General features: G+C 31.2%; 15 protein-coding genes and 1 riboswitch. Of the genes, 6 read left to right on the plus strand and 9 right to left on the minus strand.

All coding sequences use genetic code 11. The features are described 5' to 3' along the window. Window positions 1–16 precede the first annotated feature (16 nt). Both thiI and LGK97_RS09975 read right to left on the minus strand, forming a co-directional pair. A complete protein-coding gene (gene thiI, locus LGK97_RS09970) occupies window positions 17–1,159 on the minus strand; it encodes a tRNA uracil 4-sulfurtransferase ThiI (protein WP_226259618.1) in 1,143 nt (380 codons plus the stop codon). A gap of 61 nt (window positions 1,160–1,220) precedes the next feature. After that, window positions 1,221–2,363 (minus strand): cysteine desulfurase family protein, encoded by a 1,143-nt coding sequence (locus tag LGK97_RS09975; RefSeq protein WP_226259619.1) that lies wholly within the window; start codon window positions 2,361–2,363, stop codon window positions 1,221–1,223. 356 nt (window positions 2,364–2,719) lie between these two features. Between LGK97_RS09975 and hcp the strand changes: the two genes are divergently transcribed. From hcp to LGK97_RS09995, 4 genes are all read left to right on the plus strand, one after another. Beyond that, window positions 2,720–4,435, plus strand: a complete 1,716-nt coding sequence (gene hcp, locus LGK97_RS09980; RefSeq protein WP_226259620.1) for a hydroxylamine reductase — start codon at window positions 2,720–2,722, stop codon at window positions 4,433–4,435. A gap of 193 nt (window positions 4,436–4,628) precedes the next feature. After that, complete coding sequence (locus LGK97_RS19940; protein ID WP_226259621.1) at window positions 4,629–5,693, plus strand: HD-GYP domain-containing protein; 1,065 nt, start codon at window positions 4,629–4,631, stop codon at window positions 5,691–5,693. 16 nt (window positions 5,694–5,709) lie between these two features. Then, window positions 5,710–6,609 carry a DMT family transporter gene (locus LGK97_RS09990; RefSeq protein WP_226259622.1) on the plus strand — a complete coding sequence of 300 codons (900 nt, stop codon included), beginning with the start codon at window positions 5,710–5,712 and terminating at the stop codon, window positions 6,607–6,609. A gap of 115 nt (window positions 6,610–6,724) precedes the next feature. Next, window positions 6,725–7,165 carry a CBS domain-containing protein gene (locus LGK97_RS09995; RefSeq protein WP_226259623.1) on the plus strand — a complete coding sequence of 147 codons (441 nt, stop codon included), beginning with the start codon at window positions 6,725–6,727 and terminating at the stop codon, window positions 7,163–7,165. Window positions 7,166–7,233: 68 nt separating this feature from the next. Here LGK97_RS09995 and nagB read toward each other — a convergent pair whose 3' ends face one another. The 3 genes from nagB to LGK97_RS10010 are packed head-to-tail and all read right to left on the minus strand — an operon-like array spanning window position 7,234 to window position 9,646. Next, window positions 7,234–7,968 carry a glucosamine-6-phosphate deaminase gene (nagB, locus tag LGK97_RS10000; protein WP_226259624.1) on the minus strand — a complete coding sequence of 245 codons (735 nt, stop codon included), beginning with the start codon at window positions 7,966–7,968 and terminating at the stop codon, window positions 7,234–7,236. 15 nt (window positions 7,969–7,983) lie between these two features. Continuing rightward, window positions 7,984–8,862 carry an N-acetylmuramic acid 6-phosphate etherase gene (gene murQ, locus LGK97_RS10005; RefSeq protein ID WP_226259625.1) on the minus strand — a complete coding sequence of 293 codons (879 nt, stop codon included), beginning with the start codon at window positions 8,860–8,862 and terminating at the stop codon, window positions 7,984–7,986. Window positions 8,863–8,914: 52 nt separating this feature from the next. Further along, a complete protein-coding gene (locus tag LGK97_RS10010) occupies window positions 8,915–9,646 on the minus strand; it encodes a GntR family transcriptional regulator (RefSeq protein WP_226259626.1) in 732 nt (243 codons plus the stop codon). A 241-nt stretch (window positions 9,647–9,887) separates the two neighbouring features. On the opposite strand from LGK97_RS10010, the gene glcT reads away from it, so the two are divergent. Then, complete coding sequence (gene glcT / locus LGK97_RS10015) at window positions 9,888–10,736, plus strand: glucose PTS transporter transcription antiterminator GlcT (protein ID WP_226259627.1); 849 nt, start codon at window positions 9,888–9,890, stop codon at window positions 10,734–10,736. A 229-nt stretch (window positions 10,737–10,965) separates the two neighbouring features. Here glcT and LGK97_RS10020 read toward each other — a convergent pair whose 3' ends face one another. From LGK97_RS10020 to LGK97_RS10035, 4 genes are all read right to left on the minus strand, one after another. Continuing rightward, entirely contained in the window at window positions 10,966–13,146 is a 2,181-nt protein-coding gene (locus LGK97_RS10020; protein WP_264175010.1) for a heavy metal translocating P-type ATPase, read from the minus strand. 46 nt (window positions 13,147–13,192) lie between these two features. Beyond that, the gene (locus tag LGK97_RS10025) at window positions 13,193–13,555 is read right to left on the minus strand and encodes an ArsR/SmtB family transcription factor (RefSeq protein WP_226259628.1); all 363 of its coding nucleotides are present in this window, start codon (window positions 13,553–13,555) and stop codon (window positions 13,193–13,195) included. 141 nt (window positions 13,556–13,696) lie between these two features. Beyond that, window positions 13,697–14,449: a 5'/3'-nucleotidase SurE gene (surE, locus tag LGK97_RS10030; RefSeq protein ID WP_226259629.1), complete on the minus strand. Its 753-nt coding sequence runs from the start codon at window positions 14,447–14,449 to the stop codon at window positions 13,697–13,699. 358 nt (window positions 14,450–14,807) lie between these two features. Beyond that, window positions 14,808–16,199 carry a hypothetical protein gene (locus LGK97_RS10035; protein WP_226259630.1) on the minus strand — a complete coding sequence of 464 codons (1,392 nt, stop codon included), beginning with the start codon at window positions 16,197–16,199 and terminating at the stop codon, window positions 14,808–14,810. 427 nt (window positions 16,200–16,626) lie between these two features. Continuing rightward, window positions 16,627–16,723: riboswitch (glycine riboswitch) on the plus strand. A 303-nt stretch (window positions 16,724–17,026) separates the two neighbouring features. Between LGK97_RS10035 and LGK97_RS10040 the strand changes: the two genes are divergently transcribed. After that, window positions 17,027–18,361 (plus strand): APC family permease, encoded by a 1,335-nt coding sequence (locus LGK97_RS10040; protein ID WP_226259631.1) that lies wholly within the window; start codon window positions 17,027–17,029, stop codon window positions 18,359–18,361. Window positions 18,362–18,387 lie beyond the last annotated feature (26 nt).

The raw sequence follows: 18,387 nt of genomic DNA on the forward strand, positions 1-18,387 counted from the left end.
ATAAGCTTAGTTATGTTTATTTATAAACTTCCATTTCCTCAAGAGCTCTCCCGACAAGTCCTTCAATATCTAAAACTGATTCTGATTTAATTATCTCTACTAGCCTTGGTTTTGTTTTTGGATGTTTAGGAACAAATATTGTACAACAATCCTCGTAGGGTAAAATTGAGGTCTCATAAGTATCTATTTTTCTAGAAACCTCCATTATATCTACTTTATCCATAGCAACCAGTGGTCTAAAAACTGGTCTATCGGAAACATCATCACTTACTACAAGACCTTCCATAGTTTGGCTAGCTACTTGCCCTATGCTTTCTCCAGTAGTCACCGAATTTATGTTTAGTTTTTCTGCAAGGCCACAGGCAAGTCTCATCATAAATCTTCTCATAATTATTGTTAATTCATCTTCTCTACACTTTTCTATAATTTGCATTTGAATTTCTGTAAATGGTACTACATATAATGTTAGCTTTCCAGTGTATTCTTTTAAAATATTAGCTAATTGTTTCACCTTATCCTTTGCTCTTTCACTAGTATATGGATGGCTATGATAGTAAACTGCATGTATCTCTACTCCTCTTCTTGCCATCATATAACCTGCAACAGGAGAATCTATACCTCCTGATAACATAAGCATAGTACTACCGTTCATTCCATAAGGCAGTCCACCCACTGCTTTTATTCTTTTAGAATAAAGATATGCCATATTTCTTATCTCAATATTTATAATGCACTGTGGATTATGTACATCTACACTTATATTTTCATTGTTTTGCAGAATATAAGCTCCTATTTTTCTATTTACCTCCATAGAATTAGAGCTAAAGTTTTTGTTAGCTCTGTTAGTATCTATTTTAAAAGTTGTAGCTGAACTTTCTTTTAGTTCTAAAAGTGCTTGTTTTTCAATACTATCCATAGAAGCTTCAACTTCTGTAACTATGCAAACTTCTGTTATTCCAAAAACATTTTTAATTTTTTGTATGATTTTTTCCATATGCTCTGAGTATATAAACCATCTTCCTTGATCCTCAACAAATTCATATTCTACGCCTCTTAGCACATTTTTTATATTGTCTTTAAGTTTTTTTTCAAACTTACCTCTGTTTAGTCCCTTTAAAAAAATTTCCGGGGCAAACTTTACCAGAATTAATTTTCTCATCTTTTAGCACTCCTTTGTATATCTATTGTATCTACCTTTTATTAGCTTTGCTGCAATATTATTATCTTCTGTTTAACTTTTTTAAAAACTCTAATGATTTATGCAATTCATTTATCACATAATCTATTTCACTCTTATTATTATATTCACAAAAACTAAACCGTATAGTTCCACCTTGAAGCTCTAAATTTCTTCCAAGTGACTTTAAAACTTCACTAACCTTATTACTTTTCGATGAACATGCTGAACCCGTGGATACATATATCCCTTTTTCTTCCAAGGAATGAAGCAGAACCTCTCCCTTCACACCCTTAAATGAGACACTTAGTATATAAGGTGTGAAATTAGTTTCTAATTTACTATTAATTATTACATCATCTAGCTCCGATAGTTTTTCTATAAAATACTTCTTAAGGTCTAAAACTTTATTAAAATTCGCATACTGATTTTTGCACATAATTTCTGCTGCTGCTTCAAATCCTACGATTCCAGCAAGATTTTCTGTACCTGATCTTAAATTTCTTTCTTGCCCACCACCGTTTATTAAGCTATTTGGCATAAGTCCCTTCCTTATATATGAAAATCCAATTCCGCGAGGTCCATGGATTTTATGTGCACTAGTAGATAGTAAATCAATATTAAATTTTTCTACATCAATAGGAAGCTTTCCATAACTTTGAACTGCATCTACATGAAACTTTGCCCTACTACTTTTCTGCTTTATTAATTTCCCTATAAGCTCTATGTCCTGTATAACCCCTATTTCACTGTTAACATGTGCTATACTTACGATTTGAGTGTCCTTAGTTATACTGTCCATAAGCTGCTCTACATTAATTCTACCATTTTCATCTACATCAATATAAGTAACCTTTACTCCTAAATCTTCTAGTGACTTAAATGTGTTTATAATACTTGAATGTTCTATTTTGGTGGTTATTATATGAGACGCAGCCTTAGCAAAACCCTTTATAAGAAAATTATTACTTTCACTTCCCCCTGATGTAAATATTATTTCCTCACTACTAGCATTTATACTTTTAGCAATGTTTGCTCTAACCTCCCTAAGTTTTTGCTCTGCCTTAAATCCTAAACTATGTGATGAAGATGGATTACCATAATAATTCTTCATGGTGCCACATACAGCCTCAATAACCTCTTCATAAGGCATTGTGGTTGCACTGTTATCTAAGTATATTTCCATATTTTAATATCTCTCCTTTTTAAATCATCATCTTTAGCCCTGCAATATTAACATCTTCAGAAGGAGAGTTACTTTCCCACTAAAGTATTCTAATTAATTCTTAGTATTTTGCTCTGAATTATTTAATTATAAATATGTTAATTATCAATGTCAATAAGTAAAAAGGAAAGTATACAATCTTAAACTTTATAATATTTTTTTTCGTAACTATGGTTACGGAAAAATAATTTATTCTACGCTATAATAATCACATAAGACGAGAGTGATTAATAAAAGATAGCTAATATAAATAAAAATAATCATGTGTATAACTTATGAAAAAATAAAATATTAGATAAATTTAGGAGGAAAAATATATGAGTATGTTCTGTTATCAATGTCAAGAAGCAGCAGGTGGAAAAGCATGTACAGTAAAGGGTGTTTGCGGTAAAACTTCAGACCTCGCAGTAACTCAAGATTTATTAATATTTATCACAAAAGGAATTTCAGTTTATAGTACAAGAGCTAGAAAACTTGGTGTTGTAAATGAAGAAGTAGATAACTTTATAGTGGAAAGCTTGTTTGCAACTATAACTAATGCAAACTTTGATAGAAATGTATTTATTCAAAGAATTAAAAAAGGTTTAGAACTCAGAGAAACTATAAAAAAGCAGTATATTTCTGCTGGTGGTTCCCTTCATGCTCCTAGAGAAGCTACGAATTGGCTTGAAAAAGTAATGAGTATCCTCGGAGCTAAATATACAGTAGAGGAAACATTACCTGAAGCTGCCACTTGGTTTGCAGATAATATGGATGCTTTTGATGAAAAAGCTTCAAAGGTAGGAGTTCTCGCTACACTAAATGAGGATATTAGATCTTTAAGAGAACTATTAATTTATGGTTTAAAGGGAATTGCTGCTTATTTAGAACATGCACATAATTTAGAATATAACGATAAAGAAATTCATGGTTTCATGCAAAAAGCTTTAGCGGCTACCTTAGACGACAGCCTAGATGCAAATGCCTTAGTAGCATTAGTGCTTGAATGTGGTAAATTTGGCGTAGATGCAATGGCATTACTAGATAAAGCAAATACTTCTAGCTATGGCAATCCTGAAATGACTAAAGTTAATATAGGCGTTAAAAATAACCCAGGTATATTAATAAGTGGACATGACTTAAAAGACATGGAAGAACTATTAAAGCAAACAGAAGGTACTGGCGTAGATGTATACACTCATAGTGAAATGCTACCAGCAAACTACTATCCAGCATTTAAAAAATATTCACACCTCGTAGGAAATTATGGTAACGCTTGGTGGAAACAAAATGAGGAGTTTGAAAGCTTTAACGGCGTTATATTAATGACAACAAACTGCATTGTTCCTCCTAAAGCTTCTTATAAGGATAGACTTTATACTACTGGTGTTACTGGTTTTGAAGGAGTTAAACATATTCCAAATGGTAAAAATGGACAACCAAAAGACTTTTCTGCTTTAGTTGCCGAGGCTAAAAAATGTAAAGCACCTAGAGAACTAGAAAATGGTGAGATTATTGGTGGTTTTGCTCATAATCAAGTATTAGCTTTGGCAGATACAGTGGTTGAAGCAGTTAAATCTGGAGCAATTAAAAGATTCTTTGTAATGGCAGGCTGTGATGGAAGAATGAAAAGTAGAGATTACTATACTGATTTTGCAAAAGAATTACCAAAGGATACTGTAATCCTAACTGCTGGTTGTGCAAAATATAAATATAATAAACTTGATTTAGGTAATATTTCTGGTATTCCAAGAGTACTAGATGCCGGACAATGTAATGATTCCTATTCACTAGTGGTTATTGCTCTTAAATTAAAGGAAGCCTTTGGACTTTCTGATATTAATGAATTACCGATATCATATAACATTGCTTGGTATGAACAAAAGGCTGTAATAGTTTTACTAGCACTACTTCACTTGGGAGTAAAAAATATTCATTTAGGACCATCTCTTCCTGCTTTCTTGTCTCCAAGTGTAGCTAAAATCTTAATAGATAACTTTGGAATTTCAGGAATAACCAACGTAGATGAGGATATTAAAATGTTTATGGGCTAATAGCCTAACTTACTAATAAGATTAATCAAATAAAAGATGAGAATGCAAATAGCGTTCTCATCTTTTATTTTAACCATCCTTATAGCCTAAGGCTTGGTTTTATGGTAGAATAAATTATTGTAATATATAATTTATTTGCTAACATTTACATAATTTAAAAAACTTATAAATCAACTTTGAGGGGGATGCATCTGTGGAGAAAAAGGTTAAAAATATAAGTATTTACGACCTAAAACCTAATATGATTTTATCAGAAGATTTAGTTTTAAATGGCTTAACCTTAGTTACAAAGGAAGTTCCACTAAATAACTCCATGATAAAAAAGATACTTGAATTCTATCCATCAAACACTATTAGTATTTATTTAACTGAAGAAGAAGCAATAATATCTGCTATGCAAGATTCAAGACAACAAGTTTTAATTCAAACGGAAAATAAATTAAGCAAATTTTCAAATATTGTAGATAATTTTTTAAGTAAAGTAGAAGGAAGCTCAGAACCCGACTTAACCGAAATAAGAACTATGTCTAAAGATATTTTAGATAGTTTTAATGATTATGGTTCTATTTTAAAGAGCATAACTAACTCCAGAGCTATTGATGAATATCTTATGAGACATTGTGTAAATGTCGCACTTTTAAGTTCCATGCTAGGTACATGGTTAAATTTTTCTAAACAGGACTTAACTCTTTTAACCTATGCTGCTTTTCTTCATGATGTGGGTAAAACAAAAGTTAACCCCTCCATATTGAATAAATCTTCAAAACTTACAAAATCAGAATTTGAAGAAGCGAAGAAACATTCAATTTATTCTTATGAACTTGTAAAAAGCATTCCTTACTTGGATAACTCTGTAAGCTTAGGCGTTCTTATGCACCATGAACGTTTAGATGGTTCCGGTTATCCTCTTGGCCTAAAAGAAGATAAAATTAGTACTTTTGCAAAAATAATAGGAATTACAGATATGTTCGATGCTATGACATCTGATAAAATCTATAGCAAAAGGCAAAACCCCTTTAAAGTGTTAGAAATTATGCAACATGATTGTATGGGTTTATTTGATTATAATTATCTAAGTACATTTATAAGAGAAATGGCTAATTATTACACTGGTGAGATGGTAAAGCTTAGTGATGACTCTGTTGGAAAGATAATTAAAATAGATCTAAATAATATTTCCAGGCCTCTTATATCCATTAATTCAAATTTCATAGATTTAAACAAAGAAAATGATTTATCTATTATAGAACTTATATAAAAAAGGAGTGCTAAAAATGATACCTAACGACAAAAGAAAAAGTTTTCTCGCTGATATGTCATTATTACTTGTAGCAATCATGTGGGGTGGCGGTTTTATAGCTGTAAAAGGTGCTTTAGACAATATTACACCTTTTTATATGATGGCAATGCGTTTTAGTATTTCTGTAATAATTATGCTAGTGGTTTTCAGGAAAAAGGTTAAGCTTATTACTAAAAATGATTTAAAATGGGGAACCCTTGTTGGACTTCTCTTATTCTTAGGCTTTGCTGCGCAAACAATTGGAATGCAATATACAACTGCTGGCAAAAATGCCTTTTTAACTGGCACTAATGTAGTTATCGTGCCCTTTCTTTATTGGATAATCAGTAAAAAGAGACCAGATAAGTACTCACTAATCTCTGCCTTTCTCTGCTTTTTAGGAATAGGCATGTTGACCTTAGATGGAGGAATACGCCTTGGACTTGGTGATAGTCTAACTTTATTATGTGCAGTATTTTTTGCAGCTCATATAGTTTCTGTTGGTTTCTTTACTGAAACGGTTGATGCTATATCCCTTGTAATAATACAACTAGGTGCTGCTGCAGTATTTTCAATTATAGCTGCTTTAATTTATGAACCAATGCCACCGTCATTGGGTTCAGATACAATGTTTGCAATTGGATATTTGGCAATTTTCAGCACAATGATAGCATTTATCATACAAAATGTAGCACAGAAATACACTACATCTACCCATGCTGCCATTATTCTATGTTTGGAATCTGTCTTCGGCTCTATCTTATCTGTAATAGTACTTAATGAAATATTTACATCAAAAATGGTTTTAGGATGTTTAACAATATTTATTGCAATAATAACAACAGAAACCAAATGGGATTTCTTAAAAAAGAAAAAAGTTTCCTCTACTACTTAAATTAAGGTGGTACGTTTTAATAGATTATTAATAAACAAATCAAAGCAACCATGCTATAATGGTATTGTCAGATACCTTACAAACAAAATAATAATCTTTAAAGGATGGGTAAACTATGAATATAGCTTTTTTTCTTACGCCTAAAAGTAAAGTTGTTTATGAAAAGCAAAGTTCCACAATGAGGCAAGCGTTAGAACGAATGGAGTATCACAGGTATTCAGCTGTACCTTTAATTAATGAAACTGGCAATTATGTAGGCACTCTAACTGAAGGCGATTTATTATGGAAAATTAAAAATACCCCAAATTTAAGTTTTCATGATACAAGTAAGATTTTAATTGAGGATATCCCTAGGCACATCTGTAATAAAGCAGTATTAATTAATTCAGACATAGAGAGTTTAATATCTCTATCAAAGGACCAAAATTTTGTTCCTGTGGTGGATGATAATGATGTTTTTATAGGAATAATAAAAAGAAGTGATATAATAACTTATTGTTTTAATTTATTATATGACAATAATGAATTAAAGAAGTTTAATTTAATAGCCACATAATAAAAACACCAATATTAGCAAGCTGCTAATATTGGTGTTTTTCTACTACTTCACATGAGATTATATTCCTAAGTCACATTCAAGTAACTTGCCGCTTCTTTATCTAGAATCACTGTTACATCATTATGGAGTTGCAAAATTGAAGCAGGTACGTTAGGATTTATTTTGCCTTTAATGGCCTTTTCTATAATTTCAGCCTTATTTTTTCCACTTGCTAGCAAAATAATCTTCTTAGAGCTCATTATTGTTTTTATTCCCATACTTATGGCTTTTACTGGCACATCCTCTATTGAGTCAAAAAACCTAGAATTAGCCTCTATAGTTTGTTCATCAAGATTAACTAGATGGGTTGCTACCTCAAAGCTTACACTCGGTTCATTGAATCCGATATGTCCATTTCCACCTATACCCAAGATCTGCATATCTATGCCACCAGCTTCTCTTATCTTGTTTTCATACTCTAAACATACAGTACTTATATCCTTTGCCATTCCACTGGGAACATTAATATTTTCTTTATTTATATTTATATGATTAAACAGATTATTAATCATATAACTAAAGTAACTTTGAGGATTTTCTCTATTAAGACCATAATATTCATCCAAGTTGAAGGTTTTAACCTCATTAAAGTCTACCTCATCCTTTTTATATAACTCAATTAATTCTTTATACATTCCCAGTGGTGTATCTCCAGTAGCTAAGCCTAATATGCTATCTGGCTTTAAAATAACTTGACTAGCTATCATCTTTGCAGCTTTTTCACTCATTTTTTCATAATTATCTACCACTATAATTCTCATATTACACCACCTCATTTAATAGTTCAATATTTTTAATGCCTCTGCTACACTTCCCTTGCTTTCTTCCAAGGCTTCCTTTGCTTTTTCTACAGAAACACCTTTTTTAATTTTTATAATACTTACTTTAGGATTGTATTCACAGATTTCCAAAGTCTCATTTATGAGGCTGTCCTTCTCACCTGTGGCAAGCTTTACTATCTCCCTTACACGTTGTTGTAGCTTTTTATTAATAGGTCGTACATTAACCATTAGATTACGATAGGTCTTGCCAATCCTTACCATGGCTACAGTACTCAACATATTCAGAACCATTTTTTGAGCCGTACCTGCCTTCATTCTAGTAGACCCTAGTAACACTTCTTCTCCAACTTGTACTGCTATAGTAACTTCGCAAATTTCTTTAAGTTTTCCTTTTGGATTGCATATAAGCGCTACAGTTTTGCAGCCTATTTCCTTAGCGTATTCCATTGCACGCACAACATATGGAGTATTTCCACTAGCTGTTATACCTACTAAAACATCATTTTTATTTATACTTACTCCTTTTAAATCATGGACAGCTAGTTCTGGCTCATCCTCTGTATGTTCGAGCCATCCACTTAAAGCCTCTACACCACCAGAAATAATTCCTTGAACCATAGAATCAGAAACTCCAAAGGTAGGAGGACATTCTGAGGCATCCATTACCCCTAACTTACCACTTGTACCACTTCCAATATAAAAGAGTCTGCCTCCTTCTTCAAAGCTTTTCACAATTATTTCTACGGCTTTCTCGATATTAATCAACTCTTTTTCAATAGCCATAGCTATTTTCTTATCCTCTTCATTTATATTTTTAAGAATTTCTAATGTGCTCATTGCATCTAAATTAGACTTATTATTACTTTCCATCATAAATACCCCCCTTGTGTGCGGCTGGTAGAATCTTGAACTTTCACAACTCTTCTTATTTCAAAATTATTTCATATTTATATTTATCGCTTCTGTATATTGCTTTAGTATATTCTATTGGTACCCCATTTTCCAAATAAGTGGTTCGCCTAAATATTAATGCCAAAGCACAATTTTCTTGGTTCAAAAGTTTACTTTCATATTCATTTAACATTATAGGTTCAATAGTTTGTTTAGCCTTGTATGGATGGTGCCCATACTTTTCACGCAAGATAGCATACAAAGATTTATCTTCAATCATCTCTCTAGTAATATCATTAACTAAATAATATGGAATCCAAGCTGTTTCAATGGCTACGGGTTGTTCATCACTAAATCTCAATCTTTTAATTTCAACAACCTTACTTTCCTCTTTAGGCATTTTCAGTTCAACTTTGTTCTGCTTTGTAGCTTCTATAACCTTAAAAGACAGCATTTTAGTTTTTGATATCACTCCATTTTCTTTCATTTGCTCAGTAAAACCTTTAAGACGTGATATTTCATGATTAACCTTTTCAATAGACACAAAAGTTCCTTTTCCCTGTTCTCTATAAATTAATCCCTCATTTACTAATGACATAATAGCCTTATTTACAGTCATTCTACTAATTCCTTGAATTTCACAAAGTTCTCTTTCAGTTGGGATTGCTTGCCCTGGCTTTAAAACTTCATTTTCTATCATTTCTTGTAGTATCTCTTTTAGCTGGTAATGAAGTGGTATAGGGTTATCCCTTGAAATCTTCCTCAAAACTTTTCCTCCTTAATTTGAAATAAATTTCTGTATACATAAACATAGTTTGTATGTTATTATATTGTTATGTTGTATAGACCAATTATATTTCAAATCTGTTTTTTTTACAACCTATTTAATTAACAAATATAAATTTAGTATTTCTTTGAGTATATAAAAATATATTAATAATAATATATTTTTACTGTTTCATATTATTTGAAATTTATTTTAATAAACTGCAGGAGGTATTAAGGTTATGGGTTCCCTTTTTAAAGCTGATTATACAATACAAAAGGTATTCAATAATAATGTTTTATTAGTTACACAAAAAAAGAAAGAAAAAATACTATTTGGAAAAGGCTTAGGTTTTGGGAAACATTTAGGTGAAATACTCTCTTCTGATACAAAAATAGATAAAGTATTTTCTTTGGATGATAAAACTAATTATAATAACTTCAAAGAACTTGTGACCACTGTTGATGATGAATTAATCGGCCTATGCGAAGAGATTATATTTATGATATCCAAAGAGCTTAACGAAGAGTTAAATGAAAAAATACACATTTCACTTACAGATCATATTGCTTTCACCTTAAAAAGACTTAAACAAAATGATGAAATTGAAAATCCATTTTTAGTAGAAACTGAAACACTATATAAAAGAGAATTTGAAATAGCTAGAAAAGCTGTTTCCATGCTTGAAAAGAAGATGAATATTGTAATTCCAGATGGTGAAATAGGCTTCATTACACTACATATTCATTCTGCTAGAAACAAGGGTAAGTTATCTAATACTATAAAATATTGTTTCTTATCTAATTCAATCATAGAGCTTATAGAAGATAGTTTAAATTTACAGGTTGATAAGAAATCAATTGATTATGCTAGATTTATAACTCATATTCGCTTTGCCATTGAAAGATTACTTAACAATTCCCCAATTAGGAATGAACTACTGGATATTGTCAAGAAACAGTATGCTGAATCCTATTCCTTGGCTGAAAAAGTCTGCAAACTTATAGAATCGGAATTAAATTTAGATGTTTCACCTGATGAAGTTGCATACATTGCTGTTCATATAGAGAAACTTAGAGATCCGTGTTAAATTAATTTTGTTTAAATTTTTAGTTTAATAATGCTTTGTATAAAAAAACCGTAAAGTAAAGTCTAAGTAACTTTATTTTACGGTTTTAATAATATACTTTAACAACATTTTGGAAGCTTCAAGTCTGCCATCTTTTATAAGTGCTAGTTGCCTAGCCAGAAGGGTTACTTTGGTGGCAATCTAAATCTGCTTCCAAAGTTGTTAATATTGCAGCTTCGCAGAAGATGATTTAATTAATTTTCATAGCCCTCATAGAATTTAAAACTGCAATTAGAGCAACTCCTACATCACCAAAAACTGCTTCCCACATAGTTGAAATTCCAAAGACAGCCAAAACTAGAATAACTATCTTTACACTCAATGCGAATATAATGTTTTGCATTACAATGGACTTTGTTTTTTTAGCAATCTTTATAGCCTCAGCAATCTTTGAAGGTTCGTCAGTCATTATTACTATGTCTGCTGCTTCTATTGCCGCATCCGAACCTACCCCACCCATAGCTATTCCTATATCTGCTCTAGCTAAAACTGGTGCATCATTAATTCCATCACCTACAAACACTATCTTTCCCTTAGGAGACTTTTGTTTATCTAGAGTTTCCAACTTTTCAACCTTCTCATGTGGAAGAAGTTCTGAGTAAACCTCATCTACACCTAACTTCTTTCCAATATTAGAAGCTATATCTTTGTTGTCTCCAGTAAGCATAACTATTTTTTTAACTCCCATAGACTTTAAACTTTCTATAGCGTGAATAGAGTCTTCCTTTATCTCATCAGAAATTATAATACTACCTGCATATTTTTTATCTATAGCTATATATATTATAGTACCTACATTTTCAGCCTTGCTGTAGGAAATGCTTTCACTATCCATTAGTTTGGAATTACCAGCTATAACATCTTTTCCTCTTATATTAGCTCTAAGGCCTTTCCCAGCTACTTCCTCAAAATCCCTAATATCCTCTTTGTTTACAGCCTTATCATATGCTTTCAATATTGATATTGCAATTGGATGATTTGAGTAACTTTCTATATGGGCTGCATATTCCAATAATTCTTCCTTACTTATATCACTTTCTTCATGTATTTCTGTAACCTTAAATACTCCTTTAGTTAGTGTTCCTGTCTTATCAAAAACAACAACCTCAACGTTATTTAGTGCCTCCAAATAGTTTCCACCCTTAACTAAAATACCATTTTTAGATGCCCCACCTATTCCTCCAAAGAACCCTAGTGGAATAGATATTACTAAAGCACAAGGACAAGATACTACTAGAAATACCAGTGCTCTATATATCCACTCTGAGAAAGTAGCCCCAGGTATTAATAGAGGTGGTAATATTGCAAGGATCATTGCACTAATAACTACAATGGGGGTATAGTATCTTGCAAATTTAGTTATAAACTTTTCTGTTGGTGCTTTTTTACTACTGGCATTTTGAACTAAATCTAAAATCTTTGCTAGAGTTGATTGTCCAAACTCTTTATTTACTTCTATAGTTAACAATCCATTTTTGTTTATACATCCAGCTAGAATATCATCTCCACTTTTAACTTCCCTTGGCACAGATTCACCAGTTAATGCAGCTGTGTCTATCAATGATTTCCCTTCTATCACAATGCCGTCTAAAGGCACCTTTTCTCCCGGCTTTACTATGATAATATCTCCAATGTGTACTTCCTCTGGATCTAGTTTTACAATCTCATCATTAATTTTTTTATTTGCGTAGTCAGGTCTGATATCCATAAGTGCTGTTATGGATTTTCGTGATTTATTTACAGCTACATCTTGGAAAAACTCCCCTACTTGGTAAAAAAGCATAACACCAACGCCTTCTGCAAATTGTCCAATAGAAAAAGCTCCTACAGTAGCAAGTGCCATTAAAAAATTCTCATCAAAGACTTGACCTCTTAATATATTTTTTATAGCTATTAAAAGTACTTCTCCACCAATCAATAAATAACTTGTAAAGAATAGCGCAAACTCAACTAAATTGTTAAACTTAAATATAATTGCTATGGTAAAAAGTACTACCCCCATTAAAAAAGTTATAATTTTAGTTTTGTTATTCTCTTCATCATCATCATGTGTATGTGAATGGCTATGATCGTGATCATGAGTATGACTATGATTATGCTGTTTGTCATGATTTTCAATCTTTTTTATGGTGCTAGGTATAACTTTAACATCTGGTTCTAACCTCTTAACTATCTTTTTTACTTCCTCTATAACAGTTAATATCTTTTCTTCATCTTCATTTTGAAATTGAAGTACCAAGTTTTTATTAACAAAATTTACATTGGCATCTACCACCCCATCTATTTTCTTACATTGAGCTTCAATTTTATTTGCACAATTAGCACAACCCAGCCCTTTCAAAATAAATTCCCTTTTTATTGTAGTCTCCATTTCATCCCCCACTTTCAATAGTTATTATGTATTTTATTATATAATATTATTTCAATTCCTTTATGTGTGTAAGTCCTTGATCAAAAATTTGTTTAACATGTTCATCATCTAAAGAATAGTATACAACTTTGCCTTCTTTTCTATACTTTGCAAGCCTAGCATTTTTAAGCACACGAAGTTGATGTGAAATAGCTGATTGACTCATATTAAGAAGAGCTGCTATGTCACAAACACACATTTCAGTTTCAAATAACACACAAAGAATTCTAATCCTTGTACTGTCTCCAAAAACTTTAAAAAGCTCTGCTAAATCATATAAAGTTTCTTCCTTTGGTATTGATGCTCTTACTTTCTCCACTATATCTTCATGTATAGTAGAACAAGTACAAATCTCTATATTCTTTTCCATATTCTTACCTCCATTCATATGAACATATGAGCTATTGTTCATGTGTTCATTATAAAACATGAACTAATGCTTGTCAATAATAAATAATTACGACTTTAAAAGACTATTGAATACTTGCCAATAGCCTTTTAAAATTATGAATTAGAACCATTGACTTACTTTATTTAATATTTTAAAGTTAGTTAAATCATAGTGAAGTGGTGTTACGGTAACATACCCTTCTTTAAAATATATGGTGTCAGAGTCATCCTCTTGGAAATCCTTTACTTTTCCTTTGATTTCGTAACTCTTTTCATTATTCTCACCAATAGTTTCTATATAACAATTGTTATATAGTCTGCTACCAATTTTACATACCTTAATGCCCTTTATTTCATTTTCTTGTAGTAACGGAATATTTACATTTAAAACAATATCACTTTCCATATTATTCTCTTGCGCCTTTTGCAATATTTCATTAGCGTATTTAGCCGCCGTTTCATATGTTTCTATATCCTTCGTAACCTCCATAGAAATCGCTATAGAAGATATTTTATAAATGGCTGCTTCAATGGCTGCAGAAACTGTACCCGAATATAAAACATCCGTACCAAGATTTATGCCTTTGTTAATACCCGATATCACCATGTCTATTTTCTCATCAATGAGCTTACTAATTGCTATCTTTACACAATCAGCTGGTGTCCCATCCACACTATAAGCTTTTGATATTAACCCATCTAGTTTTACCTCTCTTACAACAAGTGGTCTTGTAAGCGTTATTGAATGCCCACATGCGCTTCTCTCATTATCTGGTGCCACAACAATTACTTCATGGTTCTTCTCAAGCTCTTTTACCAATGCATATATCCCTTTTGCATTTATACCATCATCGTTTGTAATCAATAATCTCATTTTTGTTCCTCCTATAATTTTTATAATGCTACTTTATTAATAATTACAATCCAAGTTTAAAATGATAAATATACAATGATCATTGATCATTGTATCAATTAAAGCTGATTTTTTATTTATTTTAATGACCATTATATATTAATTATATATTTTATAAGAATAAATATCTATGAGCAAATAGCAATTCACTAACAACTTGCCATAATATTTGGTTTTTCAAATTACTTAAACTTCATTGGTTCTTTATTTACAATTGTTATTTTCAATCATTAGTTGTTAACCGTCCCTACTTGTTACGTTAAAAAAGATTGACAGATTAAACTGCCAACCTTTTTATGTTTTTTTCTACCTCCATGCTTTAATATTGCTTTATTACAACAACTTTTTCTGCAAACCCAATTGGTGGTAGGCTTCTAGTTACTATTCCCCCATAATATGCTACAACCTTAGAACCCTTTTTAATATCATCTACTTTAAGTTGTTTGCCTGTTTTAAAATCTACAATTTTAGTTTTCTCACTTATATTAAGAACAATATTATCAAATCCACTTTCCCCTAATCTTTCACCTTTTACTTCAATTCTGTTTTCTTTTTTGTCTTGTGATGTATAAATATTATCCACAGTTCCCATTGTACCCATTTCATATTCTGTATCAGAAACAACTATTTTTTTCGCACTTCCTATTGGAGGTAGACTTTTAGAAAGTATCCCATCATAGTAGACCTTCACTTTTACATCATTTTTAATTGAGTCTATTGTTAATTTTTTACCGCTTTTTTCGCTTATAATTTCAGTTTTAGAATTTATAATAAAGTTTATGCTACTATAGATATTATCTTCATATTTTTCATCCTTAATGGATATCATAATCTCATTTTTGCTTCCTTCAAGAATATCAATATCCTTGTTCAACCCAGTAGCTGTAACACTTAATTCTTTATCTTGTTTCTTAGACAGTATAATAACTTTTTCAGGAGTTGCTATAGGTGGTATACTCCTAGTTGTAATATCATAATAGGCTAACACTCTAACCCCTTTTTTTATAGCCTTATAGCTTACTTCTTTGCCAGTTTCGCTATCTATAATTTCAGTTTTTTTACTTATGATAAGGTTAGTATCTATTTCACTATCCATAACCGCCATGATCTCTTTTCTTGTTTTATCTTCTTTATCTTCTTTATCTTCTTTATCTTCTTTATCGTCCCTATCATCTTTATCTTTTTTATCATCCTTATCTTTTAGAATTTCCTTATTTTCTTTCATTAAAGAAACATCAGTAATTATTCCATAATTGTATAATTCACATTCTTCATTATCTTGTTCTACGATTATCATTGTAGCAGTGCTCATTGGTGGAATACTGGCAGTAACCGCTGGTCCGTAATAAGCCTTAACTTTTATCCCATTTTTAATGTCACTTACACTTAATCTTTTACCATCTTTTGTACTTATTATCTCGGTATCCTCATTTACATTTAGTATTATTTTATCATTAATTCCAGTATTCAACTTATTGTTTTTGATATTAAATCTAAATCCACTTAAGGACGATTTCACATCTGATACAACTCCTTCTGCACTGACAAAATATATTTGTGGTTTCTTCTCGCTAATTCCTTGAATTTTAGCGTTAGTATCATTCCTCGTACTAATTAGATTACTTGTAGTACTTGCAGATGCTAAAATAGAATTTCCAGTTATAAATATTCCTAACATTAATATGGCCATTGTTTTCTTTGTAAACTTCATAATAATCCCTCCAATATTATAATCTCAATGTAAAATCCATTAATATTCCAATACAATTTTTACTCTTTCACTAAATAGACGACACATTCCAAAAAATCGTTTCAAATCTAATTACAAATTTTCAATATAAAGTAATATAAATATTTTTTATCAAACAAAAGGAATTAATATATCTTCCAAAATTCACATACATTTTTTACATATTTATTCTATAAAACCAATGGTTTAAATATATCCTTTTAAAACCCTTAAATGCACAATCAATCTTGTTGACATTAGTAAACTTTATTAATAAAATTATTAATTATAATATAAATATATTTATGGATGATAATTATTGGAGATATCTTTTTAGATAACCGTAGAAGAAAGAAATAATACTTTACTCAAGGTTTATTTCGAAACTTTCAGGTCCGATACAATAATTTGACATACCCCTGGAGAGACTACTTAAATGTGGCATCAACGGAGCAACTTAGATTATTTCTAAGGAAACTTTCAGATAAAAGGACAGGGAGTAAGAAGGCATTATTTTTGATGCATTTTTACTCCCTGTCTTTTTATATTTTAACAACATTTTGGAAGCTTCAAGTCTGCCATCTTCTATAAGTTGCAGTTGTCTAGCCCGGAAAGGTTACTTTGGTGGTAGTCTAAATCTGCTTCCAAAGTTGTTAATATTGCAGCATCGCAGATGATGATTTAATTATTATTTCAGAAGAAAATTTGCTGATTTATCATTCTTGTGAAAATCTTAGTTAATGTGCTAGACAATCTTTCAAAGTTAATTTTCATTACTAAAAAACTTAAAAAAGAAAGGATGATTTATTTTGCAAGCATCAAAAAAGTTAAATACTAACAGTAATTTGCCTAAAACACTAAAAAAAGAAATTGGTTTAAGAGAAGCTATAACAATAGTTGTAGGAATGGTTATAGGTTCAGGAATTTTCTTTAAGCCCTCAATTGTCTTTAATAATGCTGGTTCTCCAATGCTCGGAATACTTGCTTGGATAGTAGGTGGTATTATTACAATGGCCTCAGCTCTTACAATAGCTGAAATTGCAGCCGCTATTCCTAAAAGTGGAGGTATCTTTATATATCTTAAAGAACTTTATGGTGAAAAGTGGGCCTTTCTATTTGGCTGGGTACAAACTGTGGTCTATGTTCCTGCTGCTTCAGCTGCATTAGCAATAGTCTTAGCAACTCAAGCTACTAATTTTATACCTATGAGTGGACTTTCTCAAAAATTATTTGCAATATCCATGATATTAATTATCACCATAGCAAATGTTGTATCAACAAAACTTGGTGGTAAAATTCAATTTGTCGCAACTATTGCAAAACTAATTCCAATTTTTATTATCATAGCTTTAGGGCTTATTAAAGGAACAGCTCATAGTTTCTCAATGCCAGTAGGAGACATCGCCGCTGGTGCTGGTTTTGGAGCAGCTATGCTTGGCACACTTTGGGCCTATGATGGCTGGGTAGGCGTAGCCAATATAGCAGGAGAGCTTAAAAATCCTAAAAAAGACCTACCACGTTCTATAATCTTAGGGTTAATCGTTATTATAATAGTTTATGTTTTATTCAACTTAGCAATTTTAAACATACTCCCTATAAAATCAATTATAAGTTCTAATAAAGTAGCTTCTGAAGCTGCAACAATCTTATTTGGAAAATCCGGTTCACTATTTATCGCTGCCGGTATACTAATTTCAATCTTTGGAACATTAAATGGCTACCTAATGACAGGTGTTAGAATACCTTTTGCAATGGCACAAGATAAACTTTTACCGTTTAATAAGTTCCTTGGAAAAGTTAATGAAAAATATGAAACTCCCTTAAACGCTTTTGTTTTCGAAATAGGACTTGCTTGTTTATATGTATTCAGTGGTTCTTTTGACAACTTAACAAATCTTGTTACCTTTGTTTTATGGATTTTCTTCACAATGGCAGTAGCTGGTATCTTTATATTAAGAACAAAACATAAAGATTTAGATAGGCCATACAAAGTACCATTATACCCAATAGTTCCAATGGTAGGAATTATTGGAGGTATATATATTCTAGTAAGTACGCTTATGACTGATACATCAAATGCACTTATAGGAATTGTAATAACTTTGATTGGATTGCCTGTATATTGGTATATAAAAAAGAAATAATGTAGGTTAGAAGATGTGCAATATCA

The sequence above is a fragment of the Clostridium sp. CS001 genome (assembly GCF_020443565.1).
Lineage (GTDB): Bacteria > Bacillota > Clostridia > Clostridiales > Clostridiaceae > Clostridium_AD.

Bases quoted from the DNA above. Each gene is read 5' to 3' on its own strand.
- thiI (WP_226259618.1), bottom strand. From the start codon at position 1,159: ATGAGAAAATTAATTCTGGTAAAGTTTGCCCCGGAAATTTTTTTAAAG.
- LGK97_RS09975 (WP_226259619.1), bottom strand. From the start codon at position 2,363: ATGGAAATATACTTAGATAACAGTGCAACCACAATGCCTTATGAAGAG.
- hcp (WP_226259620.1), top strand. From the start codon at position 2,720: ATGAGTATGTTCTGTTATCAATGTCAAGAAGCAGCAGGTGGAAAAGCA.
- LGK97_RS09990 (WP_226259622.1), top strand. From the start codon at position 5,710: ATGATACCTAACGACAAAAGAAAAAGTTTTCTCGCTGATATGTCATTA.
- LGK97_RS09995 (WP_226259623.1), top strand. From the start codon at position 6,725: ATGAATATAGCTTTTTTTCTTACGCCTAAAAGTAAAGTTGTTTATGAA.
- nagB (WP_226259624.1), bottom strand. From the start codon at position 7,968: ATGAGAATTATAGTGGTAGATAATTATGAAAAAATGAGTGAAAAAGCT.
- murQ (WP_226259625.1), bottom strand. From the start codon at position 8,862: ATGATGGAAAGTAATAATAAGTCTAATTTAGATGCAATGAGCACATTA.
- glcT (WP_226259627.1), top strand. From the start codon at position 9,888: ATGGGTTCCCTTTTTAAAGCTGATTATACAATACAAAAGGTATTCAAT.
- LGK97_RS10020 (WP_264175010.1), bottom strand. From the start codon at position 13,146: ATGGAGACTACAATAAAAAGGGAATTTATTTTGAAAGGGCTGGGTTGT.
- LGK97_RS10025 (WP_226259628.1), bottom strand. From the start codon at position 13,555: ATGGAAAAGAATATAGAGATTTGTACTTGTTCTACTATACATGAAGAT.
- surE (WP_226259629.1), bottom strand. From the start codon at position 14,449: ATGAGATTATTGATTACAAACGATGATGGTATAAATGCAAAAGGGATA.
- LGK97_RS10035 (WP_226259630.1), bottom strand. From the start codon at position 16,199: ATGAAGTTTACAAAGAAAACAATGGCCATATTAATGTTAGGAATATTT.